The organism is Streptomyces sp. SudanB25_2051, from assembly GCF_964272635.1.
GTDB lineage: Bacteria > Actinomycetota > Actinomycetes > Streptomycetales > Streptomycetaceae > Streptomyces.
Window position 1 is genome coordinate 4865752 of sequence record NZ_OZ186787.1, and the last position, 15388, is coordinate 4881139.

General features: G+C 73.4%; 14 protein-coding genes. 9 read left to right on the forward strand and 5 right to left on the reverse strand.

Annotation, left to right across the window (positions count from 1 at the left end; genetic code table 11):
• Positions 1 to 14 precede the first annotated feature (14 nt).
• Together ACSUPT_RS21985 and ACSUPT_RS21990 are read right to left on the reverse strand one after the other, a co-directional pair.
• Positions 15 to 707: a glycerophosphodiester phosphodiesterase gene (locus tag ACSUPT_RS21985; RefSeq protein ID WP_351966307.1), complete on the reverse strand. Its 693-nt coding sequence runs from the start codon at positions 705 to 707 to the stop codon at positions 15 to 17.
• Positions 708 to 854: 147 nt separating this feature from the next.
• Positions 855 to 1880 carry an adenosine deaminase gene (locus ACSUPT_RS21990; RefSeq protein ID WP_351966306.1) on the reverse strand — a complete coding sequence of 342 codons (1026 nt, stop codon included), beginning with the start codon at positions 1878 to 1880 and terminating at the stop codon, positions 855 to 857.
• 87 nt (positions 1881 to 1967) lie between these two features.
• On the opposite strand from ACSUPT_RS21990, the gene ACSUPT_RS21995 reads away from it, so the two are divergent.
• Positions 1968 to 2636: a DUF4190 domain-containing protein gene (locus ACSUPT_RS21995; protein ID WP_351966305.1), complete on the forward strand. Its 669-nt coding sequence runs from the start codon at positions 1968 to 1970 to the stop codon at positions 2634 to 2636.
• A gap of 67 nt (positions 2637 to 2703) precedes the next feature.
• Positions 2704 to 3168 carry a DUF4190 domain-containing protein gene (locus ACSUPT_RS22000; RefSeq protein ID WP_351966304.1) on the forward strand — a complete coding sequence of 155 codons (465 nt, stop codon included), beginning with the start codon at positions 2704 to 2706 and terminating at the stop codon, positions 3166 to 3168.
• Between the two features lie 157 nt (positions 3169 to 3325).
• Here the strand turns inward: ACSUPT_RS22000 and ACSUPT_RS22005 are convergent, their stop codons facing one another.
• On the reverse strand, positions 3326 to 3874 hold the full coding sequence (locus ACSUPT_RS22005) for an NADAR family protein (protein WP_436945342.1): 549 nt from the start codon (positions 3872 to 3874) through the stop codon (positions 3326 to 3328).
• A gap of 433 nt (positions 3875 to 4307) precedes the next feature.
• On the opposite strand from ACSUPT_RS22005, the gene ACSUPT_RS22010 reads away from it, so the two are divergent.
• The 7 genes from ACSUPT_RS22010 (at position 4308) to ACSUPT_RS22040 (ending at position 12816) form a co-directional block, all read left to right on the forward strand.
• Positions 4308 to 5555: a spermidine/putrescine ABC transporter substrate-binding protein gene (locus ACSUPT_RS22010; protein WP_365727731.1), complete on the forward strand. Its 1248-nt coding sequence runs from the start codon at positions 4308 to 4310 to the stop codon at positions 5553 to 5555.
• 115 nt (positions 5556 to 5670) lie between these two features.
• Positions 5671 to 6819, forward strand: a complete 1149-nt coding sequence (locus tag ACSUPT_RS22015; protein ID WP_436945343.1) for an ABC transporter ATP-binding protein — start codon at positions 5671 to 5673, stop codon at positions 6817 to 6819.
• A complete protein-coding gene (locus ACSUPT_RS22020; protein WP_361655877.1) occupies positions 6816 to 7763 on the forward strand; it encodes an ABC transporter permease in 948 nt (315 codons plus the stop codon). The genes ACSUPT_RS22015 and ACSUPT_RS22020 overlap by 4 nt, the downstream gene beginning before the upstream one ends.
• 14 nt (positions 7764 to 7777) lie before the next feature.
• A complete protein-coding gene (locus ACSUPT_RS22025; RefSeq protein ID WP_399219694.1) occupies positions 7778 to 8575 on the forward strand; it encodes an ABC transporter permease in 798 nt (265 codons plus the stop codon).
• Positions 8576 to 8596: 21 nt separating this feature from the next.
• A complete protein-coding gene (locus tag ACSUPT_RS22030; protein ID WP_361655874.1) occupies positions 8597 to 10015 on the forward strand; it encodes an NAD(P)/FAD-dependent oxidoreductase in 1419 nt (472 codons plus the stop codon).
• Positions 10016 to 10346: 331 nt separating this feature from the next.
• Positions 10347 to 10844 (forward strand): hypothetical protein, encoded by a 498-nt coding sequence (locus tag ACSUPT_RS22035; RefSeq protein WP_403502947.1) that lies wholly within the window; start codon positions 10347 to 10349, stop codon positions 10842 to 10844.
• A 64-nt stretch (positions 10845 to 10908) separates the two neighbouring features.
• Positions 10909 to 12816, forward strand: a complete 1908-nt coding sequence (locus ACSUPT_RS22040; RefSeq protein WP_403502950.1) for a chitinase — start codon at positions 10909 to 10911, stop codon at positions 12814 to 12816.
• Here the strand turns inward: ACSUPT_RS22040 and ACSUPT_RS22045 are convergent.
• Complete coding sequence (locus tag ACSUPT_RS22045) at positions 12767 to 13330, reverse strand: phosphatase PAP2 family protein (protein WP_436945344.1); 564 nt, start codon at positions 13328 to 13330, stop codon at positions 12767 to 12769. The genes ACSUPT_RS22040 and ACSUPT_RS22045 overlap by 50 nt on opposite strands.
• A 361-nt stretch (positions 13331 to 13691) precedes the next feature.
• Positions 13692 to 15041 carry a 4-aminobutyrate--2-oxoglutarate transaminase gene (gabT, locus tag ACSUPT_RS22050; RefSeq protein ID WP_436945345.1) on the reverse strand — a complete coding sequence of 450 codons (1350 nt, stop codon included), beginning with the start codon at positions 15039 to 15041 and terminating at the stop codon, positions 13692 to 13694.
• Positions 15042 to 15388 lie beyond the last annotated feature (347 nt).

Genomic DNA, 15388 nt, shown 5'->3' on the forward strand with positions numbered 1-15388 from the left:
GGAGGGGTCGGACGTCACGAACGGGCTCCCGTCAGTACGGCGTTGAGCGTGTCCACACGGTTGGTGGTGATGGAGTCCACCCCGTTGGCGATCAGCTTACGCATGGACCTGCGGGTGTCGGCCGTCCAGCAGGAGACGAGCAGCCCGTCCCGGTGGACCCGGTCCGCCAGCGCCTTGCTGACCAGCCCGAAGCGGTAGTTGAGCCAGCGCGGCGACAGCGCGTCCAGCAGCGCCGGGCGGGCCGGAGCGAGCGTCGTCCACGTCAGGGCCAGCTCGGCGGCCGGGTCGGCGGCGCGGACCAGCAGCATCGCGGGCGCGCTGGAGCAGTAGTAGACCCGGTCCTCCGCGTCGCACTCGTGGACGGCGCCGACGACGGCGCGCACGGACTCCTCGGTGGCGCCCGGCAGGTCGATCATCACCCGGTGCGGGGCGGCCGCGGCCAGCGCCTCGTGCAGCGTCGGTACGCCCTCCGGGCCGGTCAGCTCGCGCACCTCGGCGAAGCTCAGCGCGGCGAGCGGCCGGTCGATGTGCCACAGCCGCCGCAGCGTGTCGTCGTGGAGGAGCACCGGGACCCCGTCCCAGGTCAGCCGGACGTCGATCTCCACGGCGTCCGCCCCGCGGGCCAGCGCCGAACGGATCGACGCGACCGTGTTCTCACGGACCCGGTAGGGGTCGCCCCGGTGTCCCACGACGGTGAGGGTGCGCATACGACCATTCTCCGCGCGGGCCCGCTCACCGCGCGAGCGCCCGGCACCCTGGCGCCCGCTCACCGCGCGAGCGCCCGGCACCCCGGACCCCGCGCCGCGCGGGCGCCCGGCCCCGCGTCGCCCCCGGTCACCGGCAGCGGCCGCGGTTCAGGGGGCGAGCCACTGCTCCGTGTACGCGTCGATCTCCCGCGCGATCCGGTCCTTGCCCGCCGGGTCCAGGAACGACGCCTCGACGGCGTTCCTGGCGAGCGCGGCCACCCCGCGCTCGTCCAGCTCCAGGAGGCGGGCGGCGACCTCGTACTCGGTGTTCAGGTCCGTGCCGAACATCGGCGGGTCGTCGGAGTTGACGGTGACGAGCACACCGGCGGCGACCATCTCCCGGATCGGGTGCCGGTCGATGTCGGTGACCGCGCGGGTGGCGATGTTGGAGGTGGGGCACACCTCCAGCGGGATGCGGTGCTCGGCGAGGTACGCGAGGAGCGCGGGGTCCTGCGGGGCGCTCGTGCCGTGGCCGATGCGCTCGGCGCGCAGCTCGTGCAGCGCGTCCCAGATCGTCTGCGGCCCGGTCGTCTCGCCCGCGTGCGGCACCGAGTGCAGACCGGCGGCGATGGCCCGGTCGAAGTACGGCTTGAACTGCGGGCGCGGCACCCCGATCTCCGGTCCGCCCAGGCCGAACGACACCAGCCCCTCCGGCCGCAGGTCCACGGCGAGCCGCGCGGTCTCCTCCGCAGCCTCCAGCCCGGCCTCGCCAGGGATGTCGAAGCACCAGCGCAGGATCACGCCCAGCTCGGTCTCGGCGGCGGTACGGGCGTCCTCGATGGCCGCCATGAACGCCTTCTCGTCGATCCCGCGCCGCGTCGAGCTGAACGGCGTGATCGTCAGCTCCGCGTACCGGATGTTCTGCCGCGCCATGTCCCGCGCGACCTCGTACGTCAGCAGCCGCACGTCCTCGGGGGTGCGGACCAGGTCGACGACCGACAGGTAGACCTCGATGAAGTGCGCGAAGTCGGTGAAGGTGAAGTAGTCCACCAGCGCCTCGGGGTCCGTGGGCACCTTCGAGTCGGGGTGGCGGGCCGCCAGCTCCGCGACGATGCGGGGCGATGCCGAGCCGACGTGGTGGACGTGCAGCTCCGCCTTGGGCAGGCCCGCGATGAAGGGGCGCAGATCGGTCATCGGGTTCCTCCGTGCGGGTGAGCCGTCCCTGGTCACCGCTCATCGTAGGGGGGTCGTTAGCATGGCCGGACACGATGGGGGAGGGCCATGCCAGAGAACACCGACCGGAACGATCCCTGGGCGCCGCCGGAGAGCCGGCCGGCCCAGTCGCCGGGGGTCGGCCTCGGCAAGAGCGGCGCGCCGCCTTCGGGGCCGCATGATCAGCCGACGGTGACGTCGATGCCCACCGGCGGGTTCGGCTCCCCGGCCGGCGACCAGCTGCCTCCGCCGCCGGTCGCGCCCGGCGGCCCCGCGCAGCCCGCGCCCGGCCCGTACGGCTACCCGGCGCCGGCCACCCCCGCGGCGGGCGCCCCGGTCGGCGGCTACGGCTACCCGGGCGGCTACCCCGGCGCGTACGGGACGTACGGCGCGGGCGGCCCGTGGGGAGCCGCCCCGGCGAACGGCCTCGGCATCGCCGCGATGGTCGTCGGCATCATCTCGCTGGTGATGTGCTGGCTGTACGGGCTCGGCATCATCCTCGGCATCATCGCCCTGGTCTTCGGCATCATCGCGCGCAAGCGCGTCCAGCGGGGCGAGGCGAACAACGGCGCCATGGCCACGGCCGGCATCGTCATGGGAGCGGTCGGCATCGCGCTCGGCGCGCTGGTCCTCGGCCTCCTGATCTGGGCGATAGTCCAGGCGCAGAACGACGAGAAGATCGGCGACCACGACTACGACGACCCCTACGCCACCTCCCTGGTGATCACGGACTCCTGAAGCGGCGCACCCCGCTGATCGTCGGGCCATACGATGGGCCGACGCATCCGTGGAGGGGAGACCACTCATGTCCGATCCGTACCAGCAGCAGCCCGGCGGCTACGGGCAGCCCAACCCGTACGGGGCGGGCCAGCCGCCGCAGCCCGGGTACGGCTACCCGGCACCCGCCGGCCCTCCGCCGGCCGGCTACCCGCAGGCCCCCCAGCCCTCGCCGTACGGGCAGCCCGCGCCCGCCTACGGCGTCCCCGTCGCGCAGCAGCCCAGCAACGGCATGGGCACCGCGGGACTGGTGCTCGGCATCATCGGCACCGTCTGCGCAGTCACCGGGGTCCTCTGGTTCCTCGGCGTGATCCTGGGCATCCTGGCGATCATCTTCGGCGCGGTCGGCCGCGGCAAGGCGAACCGGGGCGAGGCCACGAACAAGGGCGCCGCCACGGCGGGCCTGGTCACCGGCATCATCGCGGCCGTCCTGATCCCGGTGATCCTGCTGGTGGCCTTCGCCAGCTTCCTCGGCCTGGCGTCCAGCGCCTGATCCGCGGGGCTTCACCTCCCGGCCCGGCACGTCCTTCGCGCGCCGGGCCGCGGCGCGCCACCGCGCGGGACCGGCGCGCGGCCCCCGGCGCGTACCCGAAGCCGACCGGCGCCGGCCGCGCGGTCCCCCGGCGCCGCACCGGCAGGCCATGCGCGACCTATCCGCCGCGCAGCTCCTCGCGGGCGTCCATCAGGGCGAAGCCGAGCAGGTTGAGCCCCCGCCAGCGCGCCGGGTCCTGCGCCCGTTCGTCGTCGGCGGCGAGGCCGATGCCCCAGACGCGGTCCACGGGGCTGGCCTCCACCAGCACCCGCCTGCCTGTGCCCAGCAGAAAGCCGCCGAGCTCCGGGTTCTGCTCGAACTTGTGGAGGCTGCCGGCCACCACGATCCCGTACCGCTCGCGCTCCCAGACGGCGTCGTCGAAGCCGCGTACCAGCCGCCCCACCCGCTTCGCCTGCGCCGGGCCGGGCGCCTCGACGGCCCGGCGCTCCGCCTCCGCGTCGCCGAACAGCCGCGCCTTGGCGGCCATCATCCAGTGCTCCGCCGTCGCGTACCGGACGCCGTCCACGGTGAACGGCGACGGCCACCACTGGCTCAGGCAGCTCGCCCCGATCCGTCCGTCGGGGCGCGGCCGGTGTCCCCAGAAGTGCAGGTACTTGACCCGTTCGCCCCTGCCGACCTGCTTGATCAGCGCCTCTCGTCGTTCCATGCGGCCAGCATTTCAGCCACCGCCGGGACCGCGTACGGGATTTCCCCGGGCAGCGCCCCCGAGGGCCGACCGAATCCGTCGCGTAATCAAAAGGCAACAACGGAATCCCTTGTTGGGCGCATGCCTCTCTGTCAGGATCGGCACCCACCTGACGCCGCGACGACGGGAGAGCCTCCATGGACGAGCACTTCCGCACCGCCGCCGACGCGGTACGGCGCCCTGCCGCGCCCGCCTACCGGCCCACCGCGCGCCGGGCTTCCGCACGGACATGCCAACCTACTCCTTCGAGGAGTACGCGCAGGTCACACACACCGTGGACGACCGCACCGCGGACGCCGGGAAGGACCGGCGCCGCACGACCCCCGGGGACCCGCAGCCCGCAGCCCGCCCGCCGCCCGGACGGCGGCCCGACCCTTCCCGAAAGGCACAGCGCATGGAGCAGTACGAGCCCGACCGCCTCTCCGCGGCACAACTCGCCGCGATGCGGCGCAGCCTGACGAACGGCAGGGGAGCCCTCACCCGCCGCTCCCTGCTGCGCGCCTCGGGCGTCGGCGCCCTCGCCCTCGGCGGCGCCCTCGGGCTCGGCGGTTGCGGCATCCCGCCCGCCAAGCGGGAGGGCCAGGGCCCGGCGGCCACCGACCACTCGGCGAAGGAGAAGCGGCTCGCGTTCTCCAACTGGACGCAGTACATCGACGTCAGCGACGACGAGAAGCGCCGCCCGACGCTGGAGGCGTTCACCCGCCGCACCGGGATCGCCGTCGCCTACACCGAGGACATCAACGACAACGTCGAGTTCTTCGGCAAGATCAAGCCGCAGCTCGCCGCGGGCCAGGACACCGGCCGCGACCTGATCTGCGTCACCGACTGGCTCGCCGCCCGCATCATCCGCCTCGGCTGGGCGCAGAGGCTCGACCCGGCGAACCTCCCCCACGCGTACGCCAACCTCGCCCCGCAGTTCCGCCGCCCCGACTGGGACCCCGGCCGGGCCCACTCGTACCCCTGGACCGGGATCTCCACCGTCATCGCCTACAACGCCAAGGCGACCGGCGGACGGCGCGTCGACTCCGTCACGCAGCTCCTGGACGACCCGAAGCTGAAGGGCCGCGTCGCGTTCCTCTCCGAGATGCGCGACACGGTCGGCATGACCCTCCTCGACATGGGCAAGGACCCCGGCAAGGTCACCGCCGCCGACTACGACGCGGCGATCGGCAGGCTCCGCAAGGGCGTCGAGACCAAGCAGATCCGCCGCTTCACCGGCAACGACTACACCGCCGACCTGAGCAAGGGCGACATCGCGGCGTGCCTCGCCTGGGCCGGGGACCTCATCCAGCTCCAGGCCGACAACCCGGACATCAAGTTCGCCATCCCTGCCGCCGGATACCTCACCTCCACCGACAACCTCCTCGTCCCGGCGGGAGCGCGGCACAAGGCCAACGCCGAGCGGCTGATCGACTACTACTACGAGCCTCCGGTCGCCGCCCGGCTCGCCGCGTACATCAACTACGTCTGCCCCGTGGACGGCGTACGGGAGGAACTCGCCCGCATCGACCCGGCGATGGCGGCGAACACGCTGATCCTCCCTGACCGGGCCATGGCCGCGAAGTCGCACGCCTTCCGGTCCCTGAGCGGCGAGGAGGAGACGGCGTTCGAGGAGAAGTTCGCCAAGCTCATCGGCGCCTGAGCCGGCCCCCGCCCGGCCCCCGCCCGCCCCCGCCGCGGCCGGCCCCCGCCGCGGCCGCCCTCCCGCCCGTCTCCCCCCCGTCCCGATCCGCATCGACCCCCTGGGACCCACACCCATGACCGACACCCACACCGGCGGCGACGTCCGCCTCGCCGGGATCAGCAAGACCTACGGCTCCTTCACGGCCGTCCACCCGCTCGACCTGACCGTCCCCGAGGGCTCCTTCTTCGCCCTGCTGGGCGCCTCCGGCTGCGGCAAGACCACCACCCTGCGCATGATCGCCGGCCTGGAGGAACCCACCACCGGCAGTGTCCTGCTCGGCGACCGCGACGTCACCGACCTCCCCCCGCACAAGCGCCCGGTCAACACCGTCTTCCAGTCGTACGCCCTCTTCCCGCACCTCGACGTCCACGAGAACGTCGCCTTCGGGCTGCGCCGCCGCGGCGTCAAGTCCGTCAAGCGCCAGGTCGACGCGATGCTCGACCTGGTGCAGCTCGGGGACAAGGCCCGGCACCGCCCGCACCAGCTGTCCGGCGGCCAGCAGCAGCGCGTCGCCGTCGCCCGCGCCCTCATCAACCACCCGCGCGTCCTCCTCCTGGACGAGCCGCTCGGCGCGCTGGACCTGAAGCTGCGCCGCCAGATGCAGCTGGAGCTCAAGCGCATCCAGACCGAGGTCGGCATCACCTTCGTGCACGTCACCCACGACCAGGAGGAGGCCATGACCATGGCCGACACGGTCGCCGTGATGAACGCCGGCCGCGTCGAGCAACTGGGCGCCCCCGCCGACCTGTACGACAACCCGCGCACCACCTTCGTCGCCAACTTCCTCGGCACCTCCAACCTCATCGAGGCCCGCGTCACCGAGACGGGCACCGACGTCGTCGTCACCGCGGGCGACGGCCCGCTGCGGCTGCCCGCCGAGCGCTGCGCCACGCCCGCCCGCGCCGGTGAGCGGCTCCTCGTCGGCATCCGGCCGGAGAAGATCACGCTCGCGCACGCCGACGACGCGGACGCGATCCCCGCCGGCCGCAACCGGGTCGCCGGCCGCATCGCCGCCACGTCGTTCATCGGCGTGTCCACCGAGTACACCGTCGACGGCCCCGCGAGCACCGGCCTGAAGGTGTACGAGCAGAACATCGAGCGCGACGGGCGCCTCGTCCCCGGCGCCGAGGTCGTCCTCCACTGGAACCCGGCGCACACCTTCGGCCTCGACGCCGCGCAGGACGCGGAGGCCGGGGTCGAGACGGTGGAGGACGCCGCGTGACCGCCGCCGCCGACACCCCGGCCGCCGCCGGGCCGCCCGCTCCGGCGGCCCCGGCCGCGCCCGCCGTGCGGCGCCGCTCCGCGCGCCGGCGGCTCGTCCCGTACTGGCTGCTGCTGCCCGGAGTGCTGTGGCTGCTGGTCTTCTTCCTGCTGCCGATGGTCTACCAGGCGTCCACCTCCGTGCAGACCGGCTCCCTGGAGGAGGGCTTCAGGGTCACCTGGCACTTCCCGACGTACTGGGAGGCGCTGCGCGAGTACCACCCGCAGTTCCTGAAGTCGCTGCTGTACGCCGGGACGGCGACGCTGCTGTGCCTGCTGCTCGGCTACCCGCTCGCGTACCTCATCGCCTTCCGCGCCGGGCGGTGGCGGCACGTCCTGCTCGTCCTCGTCATCGCGCCGTTCTTCACCAGCTTCCTCATCCGCACGCTGGCCTGGAAGACGATCCTCGCGGACGGCGGCGCCGTCGTCGGAGCCCTCGACGCCCTGCACGTCCTGGACGTCACCAGCCGGCTCGGCTGGACGGAGGGCGACCGGGTGCTGGCCACACCGCTCGCGGTCGTCTGCGGACTGACGTACAACTTCCTGCCGTTCATGATCCTGCCGCTCTACACCTCCCTGGAGCGGATCGACGGGCGGCTGCACGAGGCGGCCCGGGACCTCTACGCCTCTCCCGCCACCACCTTCCGCAAGGTGACCCTCCCGCTGTCCATGCCGGGCGTCGTCTCCGGCACGCTGCTCACCTTCATCCCCGCGAGCGGCGACTACGTCAACGCCGAACTCCTCGGATCGACCGACACGAAGATGATCGGAAACGTCATCCAGAGCCAGTTCCTGCGGGTGCTGGACTACCCGACGGCGGCCGCGCTGTCCTTCCTCCTGATGGCCGTCGTGCTGATCACGGTCACCGTCTACATCCGCCGCGCCGGAACGGAGGACCTGGTCTGATGTCGCGTCAGCCGATGCGCTGGATACGGCGCAACCTGGTGGTCGTCGCGGGCCTGCTCACGCTCGCCTACCTCCTGCTGCCCAACGTCGTCGTGCTCGTCTTCTCCTTCAACGAGCCCAAGGGCCGCTTCAACTACACCTGGCAGCGGTTCTCGGCCGACGCCTGGAAGGACCCCTGCGGCGTGCCCGACCTGTGCGGGGCGCTCACCCTGTCGCTCCAGCTCGCCGCCTGGGCGACGCTCGGCGCGACGGTGCTCGGCACGATGATCGCCTTCGCGCTGGTCCGCTACCGCTTCCGGGCACGCGGCGCCGTCAACGCGCTGATCTTCCTGCCGCTGTCCATGCCGGAGGTGGTGATGGCCGCCTCGCTGCTCACCCTGTTCCTCAACATGGGCGCCGAGCTGGGCTTCTGGACGGTCCTGATCGCCCACGTCATGTTCTGCCTCAGCTTCGTCGTCGTCGCCGTCAAGGCGCGGGTGCTGTCCATGGACCCGCGCCTGGAGGAAGCCGCCCGGGACCTGTACGCCGGGCCCGTCCAGACCTTCCTGAGGGTCACCCTGCCGATCGCGGCGCCGGGCATCGCCGCGGGCGCGCTGCTCGCCTTCGCCCTGTCGTTCGACGACTTCATCATCACCAACTTCACCGCCGGATCGACCGTCACCTTCCCCATGTTCGTCTGGGGCTCCGCCCAGCGCGGCACCCCCGTACAGATCAACGTCGTCGGCACGGCGATGTTCGTCCTGGCCGTCCTGGCCGTCGTCGCCGGACAGCTCCTCGCCGCCCGGCGCAAGCGAACGGACACACCCCACTAGAACCCGAGGGAGTTGGAAGCCATGGCCCCAGTCGCCAGGCGAACCGCTGCACCATCACTCACCTACGCCCAGCCCGTGCCCTTCTGGCTGGAAGACCCCGGCAGGCCCTCCCCCCTCCCCGCCCTCACCGCCACCGAGCACTGTGACCTCCTCGTCGTCGGCGGCGGCTACAGCGGACTGTGGACCGCGCTCCTCGCCAAGGAGCGCGACCCCGGGCGGGACGTCGTGCTCATCGAAGGCCGGGAGGCGGGCTGGGCCGCCTCCGGCCGCAACGGCGGCTTCTGCGCCGCCTCCCTCACCCACGGCCTCGGCAACGGCCTCGCCCGCTGGCCCGCCGAACTGCCCCGGCTCCACGAGCTCGGCCTGCGCAACCTCGACGCCATCGAGCGGACCGTCGCCTCCTACGGCATCGACTGCGACTTCGAGCGCACCGGCGAGATCGACGTCGCCACCCAGGCCCACCAGCTGGACGAACTGCGCGACCTGTACGAGGAGGCCCGGCGCCTCGGCCTCGACGAGGGACTGGAACTCCTCGACCGGGACGCCGTCCGCGCCCAGGTCGACTCGCCCACCTTCCTGGGCGGCCTCTGGGACCGGCGCTCGGTCGCCCTCCTCCACCCCGCGAAGCTCGCCTGGGGCCTCAAGCGCGCCTGCCTCGACGCGGGCGTGCGGATGTACGAGAACACCCGCGGCCTCGACCTCGCCCCGTCCGGCGCCGCCCTCGCCGTACGCACCCCGTACGGCCGGGTCCTCGCGCGGCGGGTGGCCCTCGGCACCAACGTCTTCCCGTCCCTCGTCCGGCGCGCCCGCCCCTACACCGTCCCCGTCTACGACTACGCCCTGATGACCGAGCCGCTCGGCGCCGACCAGCTCGCCTCCATCGGCTGGAAGAACCGCCAGGGCCTCGGCGACAGCGCCAACCAGTTCCACTACTTCCGGCTCAGCGCCGACAACCGCGTCCTGTGGGGCGGCTACGACGCGATCTACCCGTTCGGCGGCCGCGTCCGCGCGGAGCTGGAGCAGCGGCCCGAGACGTACCTGACCCTCGCCGAGCACTTCTTCCGCTGCTTCCCGCAACTGGAGGGCGTCCGGTTCACCCACGCCTGGGGCGGCGCCATCGACACCTGCTCCCGCTTCTCGCCCTTCTTCGGCACGGCGCACCGGGGCAGGGTCGCGTACGCCGCCGGGTACACCGGTCTCGGCGTGGGGGCCTCCCGGTTCGGCGCGGAGGTGATGCTGGATCTGCTGGCGGGGGAGCGGACCGAGCGCACGGAGCTGGAGATGGTGCGCACCAAGCCGCTGCCGTTCCCGCCCGAGCCGTTCGCCTGGGCGGGCATCGGCGTGACCAAGTGGTCCCTGGCCCGCGCCGACGCCAACGGCGGCCGCCGCAACCTGTGGCTGCGGGCCCTGGATCGGCTGGGCCTCGGCTTCGACAGCTAGCGCCGGATCAGGACCCCCCGCCGGGGAGCGCGGGGCGTGCGGCCGGGGCGTTCTCGCTGGTGCGCGCCCCTGCCGCGCGCCGGTCCGCTCCTTCCGGGGCGCCGAACCCGCGTCATGAACCCCGCACATCGGCCTCTCCCGTGTGAAGGCACCGCCCGGCAAGGGCGGTCACACACGGACATGGAGGCTGTGGCACATGACGGGTACGGAGACGCCGGGCACGCGGGAGACAACCGGGACGACGGGGCGGCCGGCGACGCCCGACGACGCGGCGCCTTCGGGGGCTTCCGGGCCCACGGGACCCACGGGGCCTTCCGGGCCTTCGGAGCCCATGGGACCCACGGGGCCTTCGGGGAGGGGCGGTGCGGCGGGGGCCCGGGCGGCCGTGGAGTGGCTGGTGTCGGTGGCGCCCGACCCGGAGGGGGCCCGCTGGGAGTGGGAGCGCGACCCCAACGGCGTCACGCTCCTGCCCGCCGGGCGCCGCTGGGACGTGCTCATCCTCCCGGCGCGCCTCGGCTACCCGACGCTGGACGTGCTCCAGCGGCTCGTCGACCGCCCGGGGCCGGTCCTGTGCGACTTCGGCGACGCGCGGATGGGCTTCTTCGTCCCCGTCGGCACGGCCGCCCGCTGGGTGGGCACGGGCATGCGCGGCGCGGGCGGCGGCACCTGGATCGTGGTGCCGTATCCCGGACGCACGTCGGGAGCGGTGCGCTGGCTGGTGCTGCCCGACGGGGCGGGCACGCTCACCGACCCCGTGCTGCTGGAACTGGCGATGCACGAGGCGGCCGGGTGCCTGGCGGCCCGCGGCGGCGGAGACGGGAGGTCTTGACAACCGGATTGGTCTGGACCATGTTGTGCGCGCCGCACGTACACCCCCACACCCGGAGGCAGTTGTGGACCGCACCCGTCGCACCAGACCTCTCGCCGCCGTGCTCGCGGCCGTCCTCGCGGCGGGCGGCCTCGCCGCCGCCACGCAGACCGCCGAGGCCCGCCCGCACCACACGGCCCCCTCCGCCGGCCGGGACGTCCCCGCCCGGACCGCCGCCCTCCTCCAGAACGCCCCCGCCGCCCGCGTGACGGCCGCCGACCCGGAGCTCCTCCGCAACGGCGGCTTCGAGTCGGGCCTCGACGGGTGGACGTGCACGGCGGGCAGCGGAGCCGCCGTCACCAGTCCCGTGCACGGCGGCACCGGCGCCCTGAAGGCCACCCCGACGGGCGGCGACAACGCCCGCTGCTCCCAGACCGTCGCCGTACGCCCCGACTCGGCGTACACGCTCAGCGGCTGGGTGCGCGGCGGCTACGCGTACCTCGGCGCGACCGGCACCGGCACCACCGACACGTACACCTGGACGCCCTCCGCGGCCGACTGGCAGAAGCTCACCACGACCTTCCGCACCGGCCCCGCCACCACCTCGGTCACCGTGTACACCCACGGCTGGTACGGCACCGCCGCCTACCACGCCGACGACCTGTCGCTCACCGGCCCCGGCGGCGACCCGGTCACCGTCCCGGCCGCGCCCGCGGGCCTGACCGCGGGCACACCCACCTCGTCCAGCGTGCCGCTCACCTGGCGGCCCGTCAGCGGCGCGACCGGCTACACCGTGTACCGCGACGGCGTGAAGGCGCTCACCGCCACCGGCACGTCGGCCACCGTCACCGGCCTCGCCGCCGACACCTCGTACGGCTTCCAGGTCACCGCCGCCAACAGCGCCGGCGAGTCGCCCCGGTCGCCGGTGGTCACCGCGCGCACCGCGAAGGCCGGCACGCCGGGCCCCGGCCCGCAGCTGCCCGCCCACGCCCTGGTCGGCTACCTCCACGCGAGCTTCGCCAACGGCTCCGGCTACACCCGCATGGCGGACGTGCCGGACTCCTGGGACGTGATCAACCTGGCCTTCGGCGAGCCGACCTCCGTCACCTCAGGCGACATCCGCTTCGCCCTCTGCCCCCGCAGCGAGTGCCCGAACGTCGAGACACCCGAGGAGTTCAAGGCCGCCATCAAGGCCAAGCAGGCCGCGGGCAAGAAGGTCCTGATCTCCATCGGCGGCCAGAACGGCCAGGTCCAGCTCGCCACGACCGCCGCCCGCGACGCGTTCGTCTCCTCCGTATCGAAGATCATCGACGAGTACGGACTCGACGGCCTCGACATCGACTTCGAGGGCCACTCGCTGTCCCTCAACACCGGGGACACCGACTTCCGCAACCCCACGACCCCGGTCATCGTCCACCTGATCTCCGCCCTGAAGACGCTGAAGGCCAAGTACGGCGACGGCTTCGTCCTCACCATGGCGCCCGAGACGTTCTTCGTGCAGCTCGGCTACCAGTTCTACGGCTCCGGCCCCTGGGGCGGCCAGGACCCGCGCGCCGGCGCCTACCTGCCGGTCATCCACGCCCTGCGCGACGACCTCACGCTGCTGCACGTCCAGGACTACAACTCCGGCCCGATCATGGGCCTGGACAACCAGTACCACCACATGGGGAGCGCCGACTTCCACATCGCCATGACCGACATGCTGCTCACCGGCTTCCCCGTCGCGGGCGACACCGGCCGCTTCTTCCCGGCCCTGCGCCCCGAGCAGGTCGCCATCGGCCTGCCCGCCTCCCCGAACGCGGGCAACGGCCACACCCCGCCCGCCGAGGTCGCCAAGGCCCTCAACTGCCTGACGAAGAACACCGACTGCGGCACCTACCGCCCCCACGGCGCCTGGCCGGCCCTGCGCGGCCTGATGACCTGGTCCATCAACTGGGACCGCTTCAACGGCTGGGAGTTCTCCCGGAACTTCGACGCCTACCCCTGGCGCTGACCCCCGCGAAACCCGCCCCGAACAGCAGCACGCTGCCCACCACGTCCAGCGGCCAGTGGTAGCCGCGCAGCACCAGGCCCGCGCCCGTCGCCGCCGTCAGCACCGCGGCGACGGGCGCCAGCGCGCGCGGGCGCGTCAGCAGCGCCGCCGCCCCGTACGCCACCAGCGCCGTCGCGGTGTGCCCGGACGGGTAGTAGCCGGTCGCCCCGGTGAACGGGCCCGGCCGGTCCAGCAGCAGCTTCAGCGGCACCACCAGGGCCGGTACGAGCGCCATGGCCGCGCCCGCGCACAGCGCGGCCCGCCACCGCCCGCGCCACACGGCGTAGCCCATGGCGGCGGCCAGCACCGGAAGGGCGACGTGCAGATGGCCGAGGTCGGCGCCGAGCTCGGTGAGCCACGCGGGGCCCCGTCCGGCCAGCGCGCGCCCGGCGCGCTCGTCCAGCCCGGCGAGCGGGCCGCGTACCGCGACCTGCCAGGTGACCAGCGCGAAGGCGCACAGCGACAGCAGCGCCACAACGAAAGCCGGCCGTCCCGGAACAGGGGGGGTTGTTCCGGGACGGCCGCCGGGACCGGTGTGCCGCTCGCCCCGGGGGGTGTGGGGCGCGCGGCGGTCCGATCGGTGAGGATCACCGGCACGCGAGGCGCCGGCGTGGTGCGCGATGGCACGTCCGGGGAGGAACTGGGGAGGTCCCGACCCGGCTCCGCCCGCAGTCCCCTGCGAGCGGGGTTCTTCTCTCATCGGCTCCGACGTTACGCGACGGGGAGGGGGACCGACAGGCGGAACTCCAACCCGCCATCGGCCCCCCACACCTTCTTCACGTACCGGCGCGTACGGCTCCGCGCGCGCCGGCATGGGCCGAGGTGCCGGCCCGCCGTCAGAGCGCGGCGTACGCGTTCTCGATGACGTCCAGGCCCTCGTTCAGCAGGTCCTCGCCGATGACCAGCGGGGGCAGGAAGCGCAGGACGTTGCCGTAGGTGCCGCAGGTCAGGACCAGCACGCCCTCCGCGTGGCAGGCCTTCGCCAGCGCGCCGGCGGCCTCCGGGTTCGGCTCCTTGGTCGCCGGGTCCTTCACCAGCTCGATCGCGATCATCGCGCCGCGCCCGCGGATGTCGCCGATGCTGCAGCCGACCTTGTCGGCGTACTTCTCCTGCATGGCGGCGAGGCGGCCCTTCATGACCTCCTCGATGCGCTTGGCCTTGCCGTTGAGGTCGAGCTCCTTCATCGTCTCGATGGCGCCGAGCGCACCGGCGCAGGCCACCGGGTTGCCGCCGTAGGTGCCGCCGAGGCCGCCGCCGTGCACGGAGTCCATGATCTCGGCGCGGCCGGTGACGGCCGCGAGCGGCAGACCGCCCGCGATGCCCTTGGCGGTGGTGATCAGGTCCGGGACGATGCCCTCGTCCTCACAGGCGAACCACTGGCCGGTGCGGCAGAAGCCGGACTGGATCTCGTCCGCGACGAAGACGATGCCGTTGTCGTTGGCGAACTTCACGATCGCCGGGAGGAAGCCCTTGGCCGGCTCGATGAAGCCGCCCTCGCCGAGGACCGGCTCGATGATGATCGCGGCGACGTTCTCGGCGCCGATCTGCTTGGTGATCTGGTCGATGGCCTGGGCGGCGGCCTCGGGGCCGCAGTTCTCCGGGCCGGTCGGCCAGCGGTAGCCGTAGGCGACCGGGACGCGGTAGACCTCGGGCGCGAACGGGCCGAAGCCCTGCTTGTACGGCATGTTCTTGGCGGTCAGCGCCATCGTGAGGTTCGTACGGCCGTGGTAGCCGTGGTCGAAGACGACGACGGCCTGGCGCTTGGTGTACGAGCGGGCGATCTTGACCGCGTTCTCGACGGCCTCGGCGCCGCTGTTGAAGAGCGCGGTCTTCTTGGCGTGGTCGCCCGGCGTCAGCTCGGCCAGCGCCTCGCAGACCTCCACGTAGCCCTCGTACGGCGTGACCATGAAGCAGGTGTGGGTGAAGTCCGCCAGCTGCGCCGAGGCGCGGCGCACGACGGCCTCGGCGGAGGCGCCCACGGAGGTCACGGCGATACCGGAACCGAAGTCGATCAGGCGGTTGCCGTCGACGTCCTCGATGATGCCGCCGCCCGCGCGGGCGGTGAACACCGGGAGGACGGAGCCGACGCCGCCCGCGACGGAGGCGACGCGGCGGGCCTGAAGCTCCTGGGACTTCGGGCCGGGAATGGCGGTGACGACGCGGCGCTCCTGCGCAATTTCGGTCATGCGGGGCTCCTGGGGGTGCTTACGGACGCTCTGGGTCTACTTTCTCCCGCAGGCTAGGCCCGTGCGCGCCACCCGGGCATGCGCCGTTCGGGAGTGGTCCGGGCGGGTGCGTTGTCCGCGGCGGACATAGCGTCGAAGCCGCCGGCGGCGGCCGGGCGGCTGGGGGCGCCGTGGCGCCGCCAGCCGGGCGCCGTGGTACGGACGCGCCGTGGCACGGACGCGCCGTGGCACGGACGGGCCTGCGCGGCACACGGTGTCCGCGGCCCTGGCGCTTTCGGCGGCGCGCGTTCCGCGTGGACCGGCCCCCGGGCGCCGCACGGGCACTAGATTGGCCGGTGCACAGACGC